The organism is Pedobacter albus (assembly GCF_036324255.1).
GTDB lineage: Bacteria > Bacteroidota > Bacteroidia > Sphingobacteriales > Sphingobacteriaceae > Pedobacter > Pedobacter albus.
Genome location: NZ_JAZDQT010000002.1, coordinates 669867 through 683741, shown reverse-complemented (window position 1 = coordinate 683741; position 13875 = coordinate 669867). Strand labels below are relative to the sequence as shown.

Genomic DNA, 13875 nt, shown 5'->3' with positions numbered 1-13875 from the left:
AAAATAACATGAAAAAATCTATATTTTGGCTACTGAGCCTCATGCCTTTTTTAGCCTTGGCCCAAACCCCGGCAAGAGATTATACCAATGCCATTTTATGGCAGCAATACAGCGGCGAGTACAAGGCGCTGTCTTTTCAGGCCTATAATTTCGCCCGACTGTCTTTAAAGGAGGCCCTATGGAGCCAAGCCAATGGCAAGCCCAACTGTGTAATTGTTGATGCCGACGAAACGATTTTAGACAACTCGGCTTTTCAGGGCCACGAAGTCAAAAACGGGGTAAGTTATGTGCAGGCCGATTGGACCAAATGGACCAGCTTGGCTGCTGCCGATACCGTACCTGGAGCCTTGGCTTTTTTAAAGTTCGCGGCCAGTAAAAAAGTAGAAACCTTTTACGTAACCAACCGCGATGAAGCCGATCGTGCGGGTACCTTAAAAAACCTGCAGAAATTCGGATTTCCTTATGCCGATGAAGCACACCTGATTTTAAAGACCACCACCTCGGATAAAGAACCGCGCCGACAAAAAATTGCGGAGAAATACAATATTTTGTTGCTCTGTGGCGATAATTTGAGCGATTTTTCGAATATTTTCTACCGCGAAGGCAAAGACACCAAAGAGCAGGTAAACGCCATGCAGCAAGAGTTTGGCACTCGTTTTATCGTATTGCCTAACCCTATGTACGGCGATTGGGAAAAATTGTTGTACAAAGGCGACAAGCTCAACGAAGAAGAACGCGCCAAACAAAGATTCGACAAGCTAAAAAGTTATTAATTGGTTGTTTTGTAAGCAATAAATATTATTTTTGTCGTATCATTTTTTAACCCAAAAAATCATGGATCAAAAACAAGCGCAAGAAAGAGAACAAAGCATGGAAACCGCTAACCAACCGGGTATTTATAAAACTATTCTAGTTGGCGTTTTAGTAAGCATTTTAGGTGTTTACCTACGTTTTGCCTTCGATGCTACCTGGCTTTCTATTTTATCTTGGGTAATCCTGTTTGTAGGTGCTTTTATCTGCTGCAAAGCGGTTTTCAAGATCTTAGACGCAAAATAAGTCAACATAATTTTATCGAAAAGTCTACATCGGTTTTACTGGTGTAGACTTTTTTGTTTTGTAGCATTTCTGTTGCCCGCCAAAGGGGTGGGGTTACCTTTTGCATATTCGGGCATTAATGGATACCTAATCAGCTGAACCAAGGTAAACAAAATGGCAGGGCCAATAGCGCGCAAGGCTTGTGCCTGAACATAACCATTTAAAACCATAGGTTCTATGAAAAAATATTTAGTTTTTATAGCCATCATCGGATTGATGTTTGGCTGTAATTCGGAGAGAAAAAACAGCTTATCAACCGAAAGCGTAGCTACCCTCGATTCGGCGGCTGTCGCTTCCGATACTACCGCAACGGCCAAAATCATCAAAACGGCCGATATGCGCTTTCGAGTAAAAGACGTGCAGCAAACCAAAGAACAGTTGGGCGCAGCGATTAAAGCAGAGGGCGGTACAATTGCCGAGTTCTCTATCCAAAGCCAGATCCAGGAAAGCGATAAAGTAAAATACAGCAGCGATTCGCTCAAAGAAATTACCTCCTATCGAAAAGAAGGATTGCTGGTAGCCAAAGTGCCTTCAGAAAAACTCGACGATTTTACCAATACGGTAGCTAAAATGGCGGTGTTTGTAGACCAACAATCGATGAAAATGGACGATCAAAGCATTGCTTATCTGGCCAATAGACTGAAAGCCCAGAACAGGCAAAAAGTAATCAAGCAGCTAGACAAAAGCAAGAAAAGCCGCGATGCCGAAACCTCGTTTTACATCAGCGATGATTATATCGACAAACGGATAGAAAACATGGACATCGATAATCGGGTGAAATTCAGTACCATTACCCTCAGTTTTTATCAGGATAATACGGTAAGCACCTGGATTGTGGGCAACGACAATTTATACAGCTATCGTCCGGGTTTCTTTCAGCGTTTAGGCCTAAACATAGCCGATGGATGGACTTTCTTTAAGGAATTTTTGTTGGGACTTTCTAAGTTATGGGCATTAATCGTTTTCGGATTATTGATTTTCTTCGGCATCAGGGCTTACCTGCGAAGAACTAAAAAAGCATAGCTCATAGATCCCGGATGGCCAGGCTGTTCGGGATTTATTTTACCCGTTTTTTATTGTCGCTAACAAAAGCCTCCCAACCAGAATACGATTTGCCTGCGGCCACTGCGCCTACCCGCTGAAACGAATGGCAAACGGCAACAGCCAGGCCATCGGTAGCATCTAAAAATTCGGGCGTTTCCTTAAAGTTCAACAGCCGTTGCAACATCGAAGCCACTTGTTCTTTGCTGGCGGTTCCCTTGCCGGTTATCGATTGTTTGATTTTTCGTGGCGCATATTCGGTTACCGAAATATCCCTCGATAAGGCAGCCGCCATGGCAATGCCCTGCGCACGGCCCAATTTGAGCATCACTTGTACGTTTTTGCCGTAAAATGGAGCTTCGATGGCTAAAGTATCTGGTTTAAATTCTTCGATCAGGGCAATGGTTTTGGCAAAAATGCGTTGTAGTTTCAGGAAATGGTCGTCCAAATGGCCCATCTTCACCACGCCCATGCTCAGCAACTCCATTTTGTTTCCTTTTTCTAAGATTACACCATAGCCCATGATTGCCGTTCCGGGGTCGATGCCCATGATGATCCGTTCCTTTTTTTCAACCAACATACAACAATATTAAGCATATTTGCACAGACAAAAGGGAAAAACTTGACGGCACGTTACAAAAAAATATTTTCTATCCTCCTCAAAATTGCGATCGTAGTTTTTGCATTCTGGTTCATCTATCACAAACTCATTGCCAATAACGACCTGAAGCAGTTTGTAGCTATCCTTAAGGCCGTACCAGTAAACCAAATCTGGATTATCCTTTCCATAGTAGTTTTGTTGATGTTGCTCAATTGGGGCTTGGAGGCCGTGAAGTGGAAGCGCCTGATTAAACAGGTAGAGGAAATCAGTCTTTGGAAGGCTGTCGAATCTGTTTTTTGTGGCCTAACTTGGGCCGTGTTTACCCCAAACCGGCTTGGCGAATATGGTGGGCGCGTATTTTTTCTTTCGCCCAAGAGGCGCATTGTAGGGGTAGTGGCCATGGCGGTAGGCAATATTGGTCAGCTGGTGCTTACCAATGTATTTGGCGCAATTGCGGTTTGCCTATTCGTGTATCGTTTTACACCTATAGATTACCGTTTGTTTCTGGCTTTGTGTGCCATCGGCATCGCTTTCTGCCTATTTTTTATCATATTTTACTTCAACATCAAATGGCTGAACGGTATTTTGCTTTCGATGCGTTTTACGCGCAAATACAAGAAGTTCTATACCATTTTGGCCAGGTATAGAAAGGCCGAACTGCTTAAAATCCTGTTGCTGTGTTTGGCGCGCTATGCGGTGTTCAGCACACAGTATTTCATCATGTTCTTATGGCTGATTCCGGGGCTTCATTTTGTCGACATCCTGATGCTGATCTGTATTTTGTTCTTTGTGCAGTCGTCGTTGCCCTCGCTCGATTTGTTGGATATTGGCATCAGAAGCGTGACGGCCCTGTTTTTCTTTAAGTATGTTACCGACCAGAATACGGCCGTGGTAGCCTGTATTGCCAGCATTTGGCTTATTAATATCATTATTCCTGCTATATTAGGATCTTATTTCGTTTTTAAACTCAATTTTTTTGGAAGTACTCAACGCAATTAATTATTTCTCTATTTTTCTCGCGCTCATCTACATGGCTGTGGTCGGTATTTTTATCCGTGGCTGGGCTCGGATTATGCCTTTTAAGCGCAATGCGATGCAGGGTAAGACCAGGGTTTCGATATTGATTGCCGCCCGTAACGAAGAAGACAACATCGGGCTTACGCTCGATGATATTTTGGCGCAGGATTATGATAAAAGCCTCGTGGAGGTTATTGTTATCGACGACCACTCGACCGATCAAACGGCATCGATTATCCGAAGCTATGCCGATCGTGGCGTTAAACTGATCCAGCTCAACGAATCGAATGCACTCAATTCGTATAAGAAAAAAGCCATCCAAACGGCTATTGGCCAATCGACGGGTGAGTTGATGATTACCACAGACGCCGATTGCAGGATGGGGCCTCAGTGGCTCAGTACCGTGGTTGATTATTACGAAACCAAGGGCTATAAGATGATATCGTCGCCAGTGGCTTATTTTGAGGAGAAGAGCCTGTTCGAAAAGCTGCAGACCCTCGAGTTTTCCTACCTGATTGGCTTGGGCGCTTCTACCATTGGCAACAATAACCCGAGTACCTGCAATGGGGCCAACCTGGCTTACGAAAAAGAAGCCTTTTTTGAGGTCGGCGGTTTTACCGGTATCGACGATTTGGCTTCAGGCGATGACGAATTGTTGCTGCATAAAATGGCTGCGATTTATGAAGGCAAGATCGGTTTTCTCAAAAACAGGGATGCTGTAGTGTATACACATGCCAAGCCTACTTTGCGCGAATTTATACAGCAACGCAAGCGCTGGGCTTCTAAAAGCACGCGTTATAAAGATAAGGCGGTCATTATTTTAGGCTTGAGCATTTGGTTGTTCAACTTCAGTATCATCATCAACTTGTTGCTGGCCATCATTTTTCCGCAGAGCGAGAGCCTTTGGTTTCTAATTGTTCAGTTGCTTAGCAAATTATTTATAGAATTTGTGTTCCTGGCCAGTGTAACTAGTTTCTTTAAAAGAAAACAATTGTTAGTTTTACTGCCTGTACTTAATCCTTTCCATATTCTCTATTTCATTTATATCGGCATTGCCGGAAACAGCGGAAAATACAATTGGAAAGGCCGTATGGTTAAATAGCGATGAGCAGCAACAGTCCCTCAAAAAAAATATGGAACCGGTTTAGGCGCAATAAAATGGCCTTTGGCGGGCTTATTTTTATTGCATTGCTGCTGATCATGGGCGTTTTGGGTTATTTGATTACGCCTGATCAAACACCTTATGCCAACGACATGCACCTGCAGCTGAGCAACAAAAAGCCAGGACGCACTTTCGAGTTTTTGGTCATCAGTTCTAAAAAGAATATCAAAAAAGTTAACCTGTTTGAACGGATGTTGTACGGGCAGGAAGCAGATTCGAAAAGCATCCCGATTACTTCTTATCGCAAAGTGGGCAACAAGGTTTTTGTGCGAGAATACATTGGCGACGATGAGCGCGCGGAAGAAACTGCCTATCCATTTGTTGCCGAAAAGGATCATTACAAACAAACCTTTTACCTGGGTACAGATATGTATGGCCGCGATTTGCTGAGCCGTTTGATTTTGGGTATCCGCGTTTCGCTTTCTGTTGGCCTGATGGCCGTATTGATTTCTTTGTTTATCGGGGTGGGGCTAGGCGCCATTGCCGGTTATTTTGGAGGTAGGGTCGATGCCATCATCAGCTGGTTTATGAACGTGATCTGGTCCTTGCCGTCGCTGTTGTTGGTTATTGCCATTTCATTCGCCTTGGGCAAAGGCTTTTGGCAGATTTTTATTGCCGTAGGGCTTTCTACCTGGGTAGATGTGGCGCGTTTGGTGCGCGGACAGGTCATGGCCCTCAAGGAAGTGGAGTTTGTAGAAGCTTCAAAGGCTTTGGGCTTTTCAACTACCCGAACTATCGTTAAACATATTCTCCCTAATATTGCCGGTCCTATTTTAGTGGTAGCCTCGGCCAATTTTGCTTCAGCTATTCTGCTCGAAACCGGTCTGAGCTTTTTGGGCTTTGGTGCACAACCGCCTATGCCGAGCTGGGGCACTATGATTAAAGAACACTATGGCTATATCATTATGGATGCGGCTTACCTGGCTGTATTACCCGGATTGGCCATCATGTTTACCGTTTATGCCTTTAACCTGTTGGCCATTGGCCTGCGAGATGCCTTTGATGTAAAAGGGCAGAATGTGAGCGTGTAGTCCAACCTAAAAATCCCCCATTCGTTAAAATGGAGGATTGGAGAGGCTTTCCTGAAATTATTATGGTTAATTGTCTCTTATGACGTGAGCTGTGCCGCTGATGGTACGCGGTATCGGACTTGCCTGCATCGACCCGCCGAGCATGACCATTTCAGTATAGGTTCCGCTAAAACTAATATCGATATACTGTCCAACGGCCCCCACATTGGTTAGCACAAAAGTAATGTTCTGTTGCGATATGGTTGAGCCAAGAACCGATGTTAGGCCTATGCCGGCAAGTTGGTAGCTGGAGCTTGTCGAACTGTATGAGCCCGGAGTAATTGGGTTGCCGATTATTGTGATCTGGTCGTTTTGACCGGGTGTATTGGCATCAATCTGAAACCCGTTACCTGTAACTATGGCACTGATATTGGCGTACAAGGCTTTTGGCGCCATGTTGTCTATTTGATAGCTGATAGACTCCGTACTGGTATTGCAGGCCAATAGGCTTCCCACATTTAAGCTGGGGTAGGCCAATGTATAGGTGGTGGTTCCGGTGTTTTTGTTATTGTCTAAGTCTTGTCCAATGAGGGTAAAGGAAGTTGCGCTACAGGTTAACAAGCGAATGCTGAAGTTTCCGTTGCTTACACTGGTTAAGTAGGTTCTGCCATTATAGTTTACCGAAACATAACCACTGGTTACATTGCTGTTGTCGCACTTTTTAAGCAGGCCACTAACCAGGGTAGTTTGCGCTGCCGGAATATTTGCCACAATGTTGGGCAGTGTTGTATTTGTGGCGAAAGGACCAATGGTTTGCGAACTCACTACTGTTCCGCAATCGTTGATAATGTTAAGGGTTAAAGTTTCATTTTTAGGTACAGGCCCACTCACTTCGCCGTTGGCATTGGTGTAGCCTGGGTTTGTGGTATAATTGCCCCTAACTATGGCCGTGCTCACATTACTGAGTGGGTTTCCGCTACCATCTACAATTTTTAAATTTAGGTTAACATAATCCAATAAGGCATCCACATTCCACCAAGAAAAGTGTTTAACACTTCCTATGTATTTATTACCGGTTTTGGTAGCACTGCCTTCTTCTTTCCAATAGCCCAAGGTCTCATCAAAATGCCAAAGCGGAATAGTAGCTGGCGCATTGCCTTGTTGGGATGCAGTAATCGGAAATTCAATTTGTGCAGTATTTGATGGCTGTAGCTTCTCTCCGGCACTTCCCCTTAATTCAACATTTACCATGCCATAGGTTTCCAGCAATTTGGGATCGCCGTTGGTGCTTTTGGCAAATAACATACCAGGCATTTTGGAGGCCAAATTGGCATCTGCCGGATCGAGGTGGTTAACAATTACACTTACGGCACCGGTATAGCTGGTACCAGTCTCGGTTTTAAAAGCACCATCGAAAGTTATTTTTGTGCCATTGGCTAAACTCGCCGTGCTTGTTGTACCTGTATTTACGGTTGTGGTAACGGTAGCTGACAATAGCATAATCTTGACATTGTTTGTGCCTGTAGTAGGTACCAATGCCCTCGAGCCGTTCAGGTAGCCAGTTTTGGTGGCAGTTATAAAGGCAAACTGTTCATAAACGCTCGCATTTTTAATGGAGAAAATACCGTTGGCATCAGTTTGGGCTGTTGAAGAACCGATTTTTACATTTACACCAGGAATAGGGTTATGGGTTGCATCAATAACTTGGCCTATAAAATCGCGGTTGGCCGTATTGCCAAAGTTTTTTGCAAAGGTTGCATCGGATGTTGTCGGAGGATTGATAGTTGGTCCGCCAGCGTTGTCCTTTTTGCAACTGGTAATCAAGAAACAGATTAAAGCGGTTAAGCATAAAGTTAATTTTTTCATGGTTTAAAAGGTTGTTTTATTGATATCAATAAAACGGTATAAATGTTACCCCTTTTTGTGAAAATTCTTTATGTCTTGTTGGCCGTCTTTTTTCGGTGGAATGAAATGGGTAAAGTCTGAACAATATTTATAAAGAGCAGGATTTACCTATTCCCCTTAAAATTTGGGCTAAAATTCTCTAAAAAATACGAGCGGTACAAAGGGCTGGTTCTTTCTGCATCGGTAGGCGAGGTGATGATGAGCTTGTAGTCGGAGGCTTCGAGATGGCCCAATAGTACATCTCCGTTGGCATTGCTGATCATGCCAAAGTTAAGCTTAGTGCCTTTCTTCCCGATGCTTAAAATGGCACCACCAATTGGCCGACCGGCAAATTCTGATTTTGGATTGGTAAATGGTAGCGTTAGCTTAAAATTATAATTGCCTTGTGGCAAGTTGTTCAATTCTATTTCCCCTTTTTCGTTTGGGGTTAAGCTCAGGCTATCGATACCGTTTTTCTCCATTCTTACCAAAATTCCGGTAATAGGCTGTCCGATGGCAAATTCAACCCGTCCGTTTCTCGTGTTTATTTTAGCTTTGGCCACTTTGAGCAGGCAGGGAAAATGCGTTTCCGGAAAATCTGCCTTGCAGTAATCGCAGTATTGGTCTTTGGGAGCGCCTGTGCTTTCGATTGGTGTTTTGTTGCCACTTTCGATTACGATACTGGCCAATAAAAAAACGCTTGCAAGAAATATACTTTTCATCGCCATAAATTAAGTAGCCACAATATAAGAAATTGTGGCTACTTAAGGGCTTAGTTTTTACGGCTTTTGGTGCTCGAAACACCTTTTTCGCTGATGCTTTTGCCCTGGCCTTCCGGAGCAGTGATGGTGAATTTGTATTCTCCGGCATCTAGGTTTTTGAATTCGAATTCGCCTTGTTCATTGGTCGTTACCGTCATTAGATTTCCACCCGGATTTTTGCCTCCTTTCACGACGATGCCACCGATTGGGGTTCCAGTAGTCATGGCCAAACCTTGACTTACTTTTTCGCCGAAGGTTTTGCCCTGTGTTTGTCGGGCAGCAGATCCTTCGGTTCTTTTAACGCCCTTTTCGCTAATGCTTCTGCCCTGTGGTTGGTCAGGCTCACTGATGGCAAATTTATAGTTGCCGGCCTCGGTTATCGTAAAGTCGAACTCGCCCTTTTCGTTGCTAATTAAGGTCATTGAGCTTCCGCCTGGATTTTTGCCTCCCTTTACAATAATGCCTCCAATTGGATTGCCAGCTGTCATGGCTACCGCTTCGTTTTTACGGCCTCCGGTGTAGGTTCTTGGTGGCAACTTATCTGATGCACGTGCTGCTGATCTTTTTACGCCTGGTTCGCTGATGCTTTTTCCAAGTGGAATGCTTACACCAATGCTTAACCCAAAGCCACTGTATTTGGTGCTTTGGCTTACGCGCTCTATATTGCCCATGGCCAATTGGTCTTGACTGTAAAAACCATCGGCATTGGCATTGCCCTGAGGTTTAAACAACATGGCTTCACTGTTAACGGTCGGTCCGCTGGTGTAGTTGCCTTCTACATAAAACCCGAACCTGCCTGGGAAATAAGCCACGCGCAATTTGGGTGCAAGGGCAAATCCTGTTGTTTGAACAGCTTCTCGGCTATAGATTTCCTTGCTGTAGGTTTTGCCGTTAACCGAACTGCTTTGTGTTACGCTAAGCGCGTTTTGCTGCAACCTTAAATAACCTGCATTTACACCAGGGGAAAGGGTAAGCTGACCAAAAGAAAAATTGGCTTGAACACCCGCTTCGGCCCTGAAGCCATGCTGTTTATTCTGGTTATTATTCAATGCAAGGCTTGGCGCAGCGCTTTGTCCGGTAATTTGGTAAGCTGGCAAAGTGTTTAAATCATAGGCTTTGCTGCCCGAAAAATATTCGCCACCGGCATTTACGCCAACAGTGAAAAAATGAGAGGTTTCGCCGGCCAACGTTCCATGATCGCCCTTGGCAAACAAGGGTACGTAAACATTGGCATTAAGGGCGTAACTGTTAACCAGGTTTGCATTTGTTTTGCCGTTGCCGCTCGGACTGTTTAATCCACCGCCAAGCGATAACAACATGTTGCCACCGGGGTTTTTGCCTCCCTTTACAATAATGCCTCCAATCGGATTGCCGGGTCTGTTTTCCTGTGCATTTAAGCAAATTGGAAACAAGAATATTAAAATGATGAATAACTTTTTCATGTTCAGTTTTGTTTGATTTAATACGATATCAACACGGAGGAAAAAATGTTACCCCCTTAGTGATGATTTCTTTAATTTTAATACCTAAAACCTGTTCGATGAGAAAGCTTATTTATGGGATCAACATAAGCTTGGATGGTTGTTGCGATCATACCAAGTTTAGTGGCGGAAATGATATACACCAATATTTCAGTGAACTGCTGGAAGGTGCCGACCTGATTATTTATGGGCGCAAAACCTATGAGTTGATGGTGCCTTTTTGGCCCGAGGTAGCACAAACACAAGCAATGGACGAAACGGCAAATGCCTTTGCCAAAACTTTTGCCCGTCTTAAGCGTGTACTGGTGTCGCGAACCATCAGTAGCGTAGATGATGAGCAAACCACCATCATCCATGATAACCTGAAAGAAGAAATCATCAAGCTCAAGCAGCAACCTGGCAAAGCGATATCTACCGGTGGGATAGAGCTGCCTGCCCAATTGATAGAATGGGGTTTGGTAGACGAGTTCCATATCCTGGTTCATCCGGTGCTGGTTGGCCAGGGCAGGCGTCTGTTTGCCGAAATGTTACTGCCAGAAAATCAGCACTTAAAATTGACGGCATCGCAAACCCTGCCTAGTGGCTGTATCGCATTGCGGTATGAAAAGATTTGAGGCAATAACGATGGCCTGCCAGCAAAAATTGATCATTAAAACTGCCAACTGCCAATTGAAAACTGTTAACTTTGCATCGTGTTACTCAATAGCTATCAGGTAGATTTAATAGAAGCAGGCTGCGATGAAGCGGGCCGAGGCTGTTTGGCCGGACCGGTTTTTGCCGCTGCTGTGATCTTGCCACGCGATTTCTATTTGGAAGGGCTGAACGATTCTAAGCAATTAAACCATCAGCAACGCGACGAACTGCGCCCGATTATTGAAAAGGAAGCCTTGGCTTGGGCAGTTGCCGCGGTAGACCACGAAGAAATTGACCGCATCAATATCTTAAACGCGTCTTTTTTGGCCATGCACCGTGCTATTGAACAGTTAAAGGTACAGCCCGAGTATTTGGTGATAGATGGCAACCGCTTTAAGGCCTACCCTAAAATTCCGCATAGCTGCATTGTAAAAGGCGACGGCAAATACCTGAATATTGCGGCCGCTTCCATCTTGGCCAAAACGCATCGCGACGAGTTTATGGCTAAAATAGCAATTGATTATCCGGCCTATAAATGGGACCAAAACAAAGGCTATCCAACCATTGCCCACCGCAGAGCCGTAATGGAAATCGGCCCATCGCCATTTCACCGTAAAACTTTTAATGTAAGCGATCCGCAACTCAGCCTCCCTTTCGAAGAACAAGGATAATTCGTAATTTCATTGCGTGAAAGTCCTTATTTTAACTTATCGGGTTCCTTTTCCGCCCAACAGCGGCTATCCTATTGTGGTGTACAATACCATCAAAGGGCTGCTAAAATTGGGTGCCGAAATTACTTTGTTCAGCATCAATGGCTCTAAGAACAGGGTCGATATCGACGATATTTACGATCCGGTTTTCGAACAGATTGGCTTTCATTCGTATAATATCGATACCGAGGTTAATATTTGGGGCGCCTTTTTTAACATCTTCTCCAATCAATCGTACAATGTTTCGCGTTTTTACGACGATGACGCGGCCAGGCTTTTAGAGAATATCCTGCGCGAACACGAGTTTGACATTATCCAGTTTGAAGGGCTTTATGTGGTACCTTATTTAGATACGGTAAAGGAAAACAGCAAGGCCAAGCTGGTTTATCGGGCGCATAATATCGAGTACGATGTATGGGAACGCCTGGCGGCCAGAGAGCAGTTTAGGCCAAGACGCAAATACCTCGAATTTTTGTCGAGGAGGCTCAAGGTTTACGAAACCGAGCAACTCAACCGCTTTCACCAGGTTTTTGCCATCAGCCATCCCGACAGGCAACAGATTTTGTTGATGGGCTGCCAAACCCGCTTGGATGTTTTTCCGGTAGCCATCGATTTTGATAAATACCACGTCGATTTAAAGAAAACCAGCTTTCCAACCTTGTTCCATTTGGGTGCCATGGATTGGCGGCCCAACAAAGAGGGGCTCGAATGGTTTTTGGACGAAATTTGGCCCGACATTGAAACGCTAAGCGGCGAACTGCGCTTTTACATTGCAGGCAAGAACATGCAGAAGCAGTTTTTTGAGTACGATTCGGAAAACCTGATTGTGGAAAGCGAGGTGTTTGATGCCATCGAGTTTATGAATTCTAAGGCCATTATGATTGTCCCGCTCTTGTCGGGAAGCGGTATGCGCGTAAAGATTATTGAAGGCATGGCCATGCAGAAATGCATCATTGCCACCACCATGGCGGCCGAAGGCATCAATTGCGAACCGGGCAAAGACATCCTGATTGCCGATACGCCCGACGAATTTTACCGCTCCATTCTGCAGTGCATTACCCAGCCCAACCGCTGGCGCGAAATTGGCAAAAATGCCCGCAAAACCGTAGAACGTGACCATGAAATCTATTCGAATGCCAAGCGAATGTTCGAAATTTATGAAAAACTGTTGTATTGATGAACGCTTTCATCCTGAAAAGGCTGGGCAAATAGATTCGCAATCGGCACTTACATCGAAAACCTTGGCCAGTTCAGCCTAAGCTAAGTCATTTTCAATTCTCTTCCTTCGTATCTTTAGTGGTGGCCGGATTTTCGGGGCAGTTTTGGGCAGCAAATTTCCGAAATTTCCGATCAAAAAACAGAATGGACGATACATCCGGGTCGCTGTATCTGGTATTTTGACCTTGAAGAAGAGGGGGCAAATTGATGGAGAATTTGATTGCTAATGCCCGCTTCGCATTGAGCTTGATTGGAAAAATAAATGGATTTTAGATGTCGCCAAACCGTTTGTTGTAAGCATGTCTTGTCTTACAAATGAACTTTATACTTGTCCATTATTCCTTTTAATTTTTCAAACTCAAAAACAATATCGTACTTGTCGGCAAGTTTTGCTAAGTCGTCGGGTTGAGGTTTTTTGCCGTCCTCAAAAAGTTTTGCTAAGGCTTTCATATAAGCTTCGTGTCCTGCTGGTGAGTACAACTCAATAAATTTAGCAGGTGTCGTACCACTATTCCAAAATGTATGTGTGATTCCTCTTGGCCGTAAATGCCAACCGCCCGCCTTTACTTCAAATACTTCCTCGCCAACTAAAATATTTAATACACCTTCTTGTACAATACAAATTTCGTCAAAGCCTTTATGATGATGCGGCGGAGCTCCTAAATGTCCTGCCTGTAAAATAATTTCAGAACTTCCGAGATTGCCTGATGTTTGCGATTTGTCAAGTTTGAAAGTAATGTTAGCACCACCAAATCTTCCCTTGTCACCTGCTCCCGGTGCAATGAAAACGGGCTTAGGCTTGCCCTGTTTGTCGTCATCAAATAGATAAGATGTGCCTGCGTTCAGTTTTGGATAAAAAGCACTGCCAACCATAGTGGTTGTTAATAGTTGCATGAGCCTACGTCTGGAAAAATGGTTTTGATCCATAAAGCATTATTTAAAAATTAGAATTAATTGCTTGAAAATCTTAAATATACAAATTTTTTTATTCTCAAATTAGGCATAAATTATCTTTACTGATCGCTCATCAGATAGCTGAGGGGAACCAAATTTATCGATGTTTTCAGTTGACGCCTCCGATGCGAGAAGCAAAAGAAATAAATGCATTACAAACAAGACAACGTATGAATGGCGGTGCTTTGCAGGAATAATTAAAGTAGCCTAAAAACCAGTTTTTGGAACCTGTGACACAAATTAATTCCAATCTAGAAAAGAAGAATATCCTTATTATCATTTCGCATCAAAACATTGCGCTTTTCTTA

14 protein-coding genes are annotated in these 13875 nt (G+C 44.0%); 9 read left to right on the top strand and 5 right to left on the bottom strand.

Going from position 1 to position 13875, the window contains the following annotated elements; all coding sequences use genetic code 11:
• The first annotated feature begins 8 nt into the window (after positions 1-8).
• The 3 genes from VRU48_RS12780 to VRU48_RS12770 all read left to right on the top strand — a co-directional run bounded on the left by VRU48_RS12780 (position 9) and on the right by VRU48_RS12770 (position 2118).
• On the top strand, positions 9-773 hold the full coding sequence (locus tag VRU48_RS12780; protein WP_330108306.1) for a 5'-nucleotidase, lipoprotein e(P4) family: 765 nt from the start codon (positions 9-11) through the stop codon (positions 771-773).
• A gap of 61 nt (positions 774-834) precedes the next feature.
• Entirely contained in the window at positions 835-1056 is a 222-nt protein-coding gene (locus VRU48_RS12775; protein ID WP_330108305.1) for a hypothetical protein, read from the top strand.
• 216 nt (positions 1057-1272) lie between these two features.
• Positions 1273-2118 (top strand): DUF4349 domain-containing protein, encoded by an 846-nt coding sequence (locus tag VRU48_RS12770; protein ID WP_330108304.1) that lies wholly within the window; start codon positions 1273-1275, stop codon positions 2116-2118.
• Between the two features lie 34 nt (positions 2119-2152).
• Here the strand turns inward: VRU48_RS12770 and ruvC are convergent, their stop codons facing one another.
• Positions 2153-2716, bottom strand: coding sequence for a crossover junction endodeoxyribonuclease RuvC (gene ruvC / locus VRU48_RS12765; protein WP_330108303.1), 564 nt, complete (start codon positions 2714-2716; stop codon positions 2153-2155).
• A gap of 42 nt (positions 2717-2758) precedes the next feature.
• On the opposite strand from ruvC, the gene VRU48_RS12760 reads away from it, so the two are divergent.
• Genes VRU48_RS12760 through VRU48_RS12750 form a run of 3 tightly spaced genes read left to right on the top strand, consistent with a single transcriptional unit; the run spans position 2759 to position 5947 of the window.
• Entirely contained in the window at positions 2759-3736 is a 978-nt protein-coding gene (locus tag VRU48_RS12760) for a hypothetical protein (protein WP_330108302.1), read from the top strand.
• The gene (locus VRU48_RS12755) at positions 3714-4856 is read left to right on the top strand and encodes a glycosyltransferase family 2 protein (protein WP_330108301.1); all 1143 of its coding nucleotides are present in this window, start codon (positions 3714-3716) and stop codon (positions 4854-4856) included. The genes VRU48_RS12760 and VRU48_RS12755 overlap by 23 nt, the downstream gene beginning before the upstream one ends.
• 2 nt (positions 4857-4858) lie before the next feature.
• Positions 4859-5947, top strand: coding sequence for an ABC transporter permease (locus VRU48_RS12750; protein WP_330108300.1), 1089 nt, complete (start codon positions 4859-4861; stop codon positions 5945-5947).
• A 66-nt stretch (positions 5948-6013) separates the two neighbouring features.
• Here the strand turns inward: VRU48_RS12750 and VRU48_RS12745 are convergent, their stop codons facing one another.
• The 3 genes from VRU48_RS12745 to VRU48_RS12735 all read right to left on the bottom strand — a co-directional run bounded on the left by VRU48_RS12745 (position 6014) and on the right by VRU48_RS12735 (position 10013).
• Entirely contained in the window at positions 6014-7792 is a 1779-nt protein-coding gene (locus VRU48_RS12745) for a peptidase associated/transthyretin-like domain-containing protein (RefSeq protein ID WP_330108299.1), read from the bottom strand.
• A gap of 143 nt (positions 7793-7935) precedes the next feature.
• The gene (locus VRU48_RS12740) at positions 7936-8532 is read right to left on the bottom strand and encodes a carboxypeptidase-like regulatory domain-containing protein (protein ID WP_330108298.1); all 597 of its coding nucleotides are present in this window, start codon (positions 8530-8532) and stop codon (positions 7936-7938) included.
• A 50-nt stretch (positions 8533-8582) separates the two neighbouring features.
• Complete coding sequence (locus tag VRU48_RS12735) at positions 8583-10013, bottom strand: prealbumin-like fold domain-containing protein (RefSeq protein WP_330108297.1); 1431 nt, start codon at positions 10011-10013, stop codon at positions 8583-8585.
• A gap of 98 nt (positions 10014-10111) precedes the next feature.
• Between VRU48_RS12735 and VRU48_RS12730 the strand changes: the two genes are divergently transcribed.
• The 3 genes from VRU48_RS12730 (at position 10112) to VRU48_RS12720 (ending at position 12572) form a co-directional block, all read left to right on the top strand.
• Positions 10112-10666: a dihydrofolate reductase family protein gene (locus VRU48_RS12730; protein ID WP_330108296.1), complete on the top strand. Its 555-nt coding sequence runs from the start codon at positions 10112-10114 to the stop codon at positions 10664-10666.
• A gap of 78 nt (positions 10667-10744) precedes the next feature.
• Positions 10745-11356 carry a ribonuclease HII gene (gene rnhB / locus VRU48_RS12725; RefSeq protein WP_330108295.1) on the top strand — a complete coding sequence of 204 codons (612 nt, stop codon included), beginning with the start codon at positions 10745-10747 and terminating at the stop codon, positions 11354-11356.
• Between the two features lie 16 nt (positions 11357-11372).
• Positions 11373-12572 (top strand): glycosyltransferase family 4 protein, encoded by a 1200-nt coding sequence (locus tag VRU48_RS12720; RefSeq protein WP_330108294.1) that lies wholly within the window; start codon positions 11373-11375, stop codon positions 12570-12572.
• Positions 12573-12922: 350 nt separating this feature from the next.
• Here the strand turns inward: VRU48_RS12720 and VRU48_RS12715 are convergent, their stop codons facing one another.
• On the bottom strand, positions 12923-13507 hold the full coding sequence (locus tag VRU48_RS12715; protein WP_330108293.1) for a cupin domain-containing protein: 585 nt from the start codon (positions 13505-13507) through the stop codon (positions 12923-12925).
• Positions 13508-13875: the final 368 nt, after the last annotated feature.

What these genes read in the sequence shown, in the direction of transcription:
- VRU48_RS12780 (WP_330108306.1), top strand. Translation starts at nt 9, where the DNA reads ATGAAAAAATCTATATTTTGGCTACTGAGCCTCATGCCTTTTTTAGCC.
- VRU48_RS12775 (WP_330108305.1), top strand. Translation starts at nt 835, where the DNA reads ATGGATCAAAAACAAGCGCAAGAAAGAGAACAAAGCATGGAAACCGCT.
- VRU48_RS12770 (WP_330108304.1), top strand. Translation starts at nt 1,273, where the DNA reads ATGAAAAAATATTTAGTTTTTATAGCCATCATCGGATTGATGTTTGGC.
- ruvC (WP_330108303.1), bottom strand. Translation starts at nt 2,716, where the DNA reads ATGTTGGTTGAAAAAAAGGAACGGATCATCATGGGCATCGACCCCGGA.
- VRU48_RS12750 (WP_330108300.1), top strand. Translation starts at nt 4,859, where the DNA reads ATGAGCAGCAACAGTCCCTCAAAAAAAATATGGAACCGGTTTAGGCGC.
- VRU48_RS12745 (WP_330108299.1), bottom strand. Translation starts at nt 7,792, where the DNA reads ATGAAAAAATTAACTTTATGCTTAACCGCTTTAATCTGTTTCTTGATT.
- VRU48_RS12740 (WP_330108298.1), bottom strand. Translation starts at nt 8,532, where the DNA reads ATGAAAAGTATATTTCTTGCAAGCGTTTTTTTATTGGCCAGTATCGTA.
- VRU48_RS12735 (WP_330108297.1), bottom strand. Translation starts at nt 10,013, where the DNA reads ATGAAAAAGTTATTCATCATTTTAATATTCTTGTTTCCAATTTGCTTA.
- VRU48_RS12730 (WP_330108296.1), top strand. Translation starts at nt 10,112, where the DNA reads ATGAGAAAGCTTATTTATGGGATCAACATAAGCTTGGATGGTTGTTGC.
- VRU48_RS12715 (WP_330108293.1), bottom strand. Translation starts at nt 13,507, where the DNA reads ATGCAACTATTAACAACCACTATGGTTGGCAGTGCTTTTTATCCAAAA.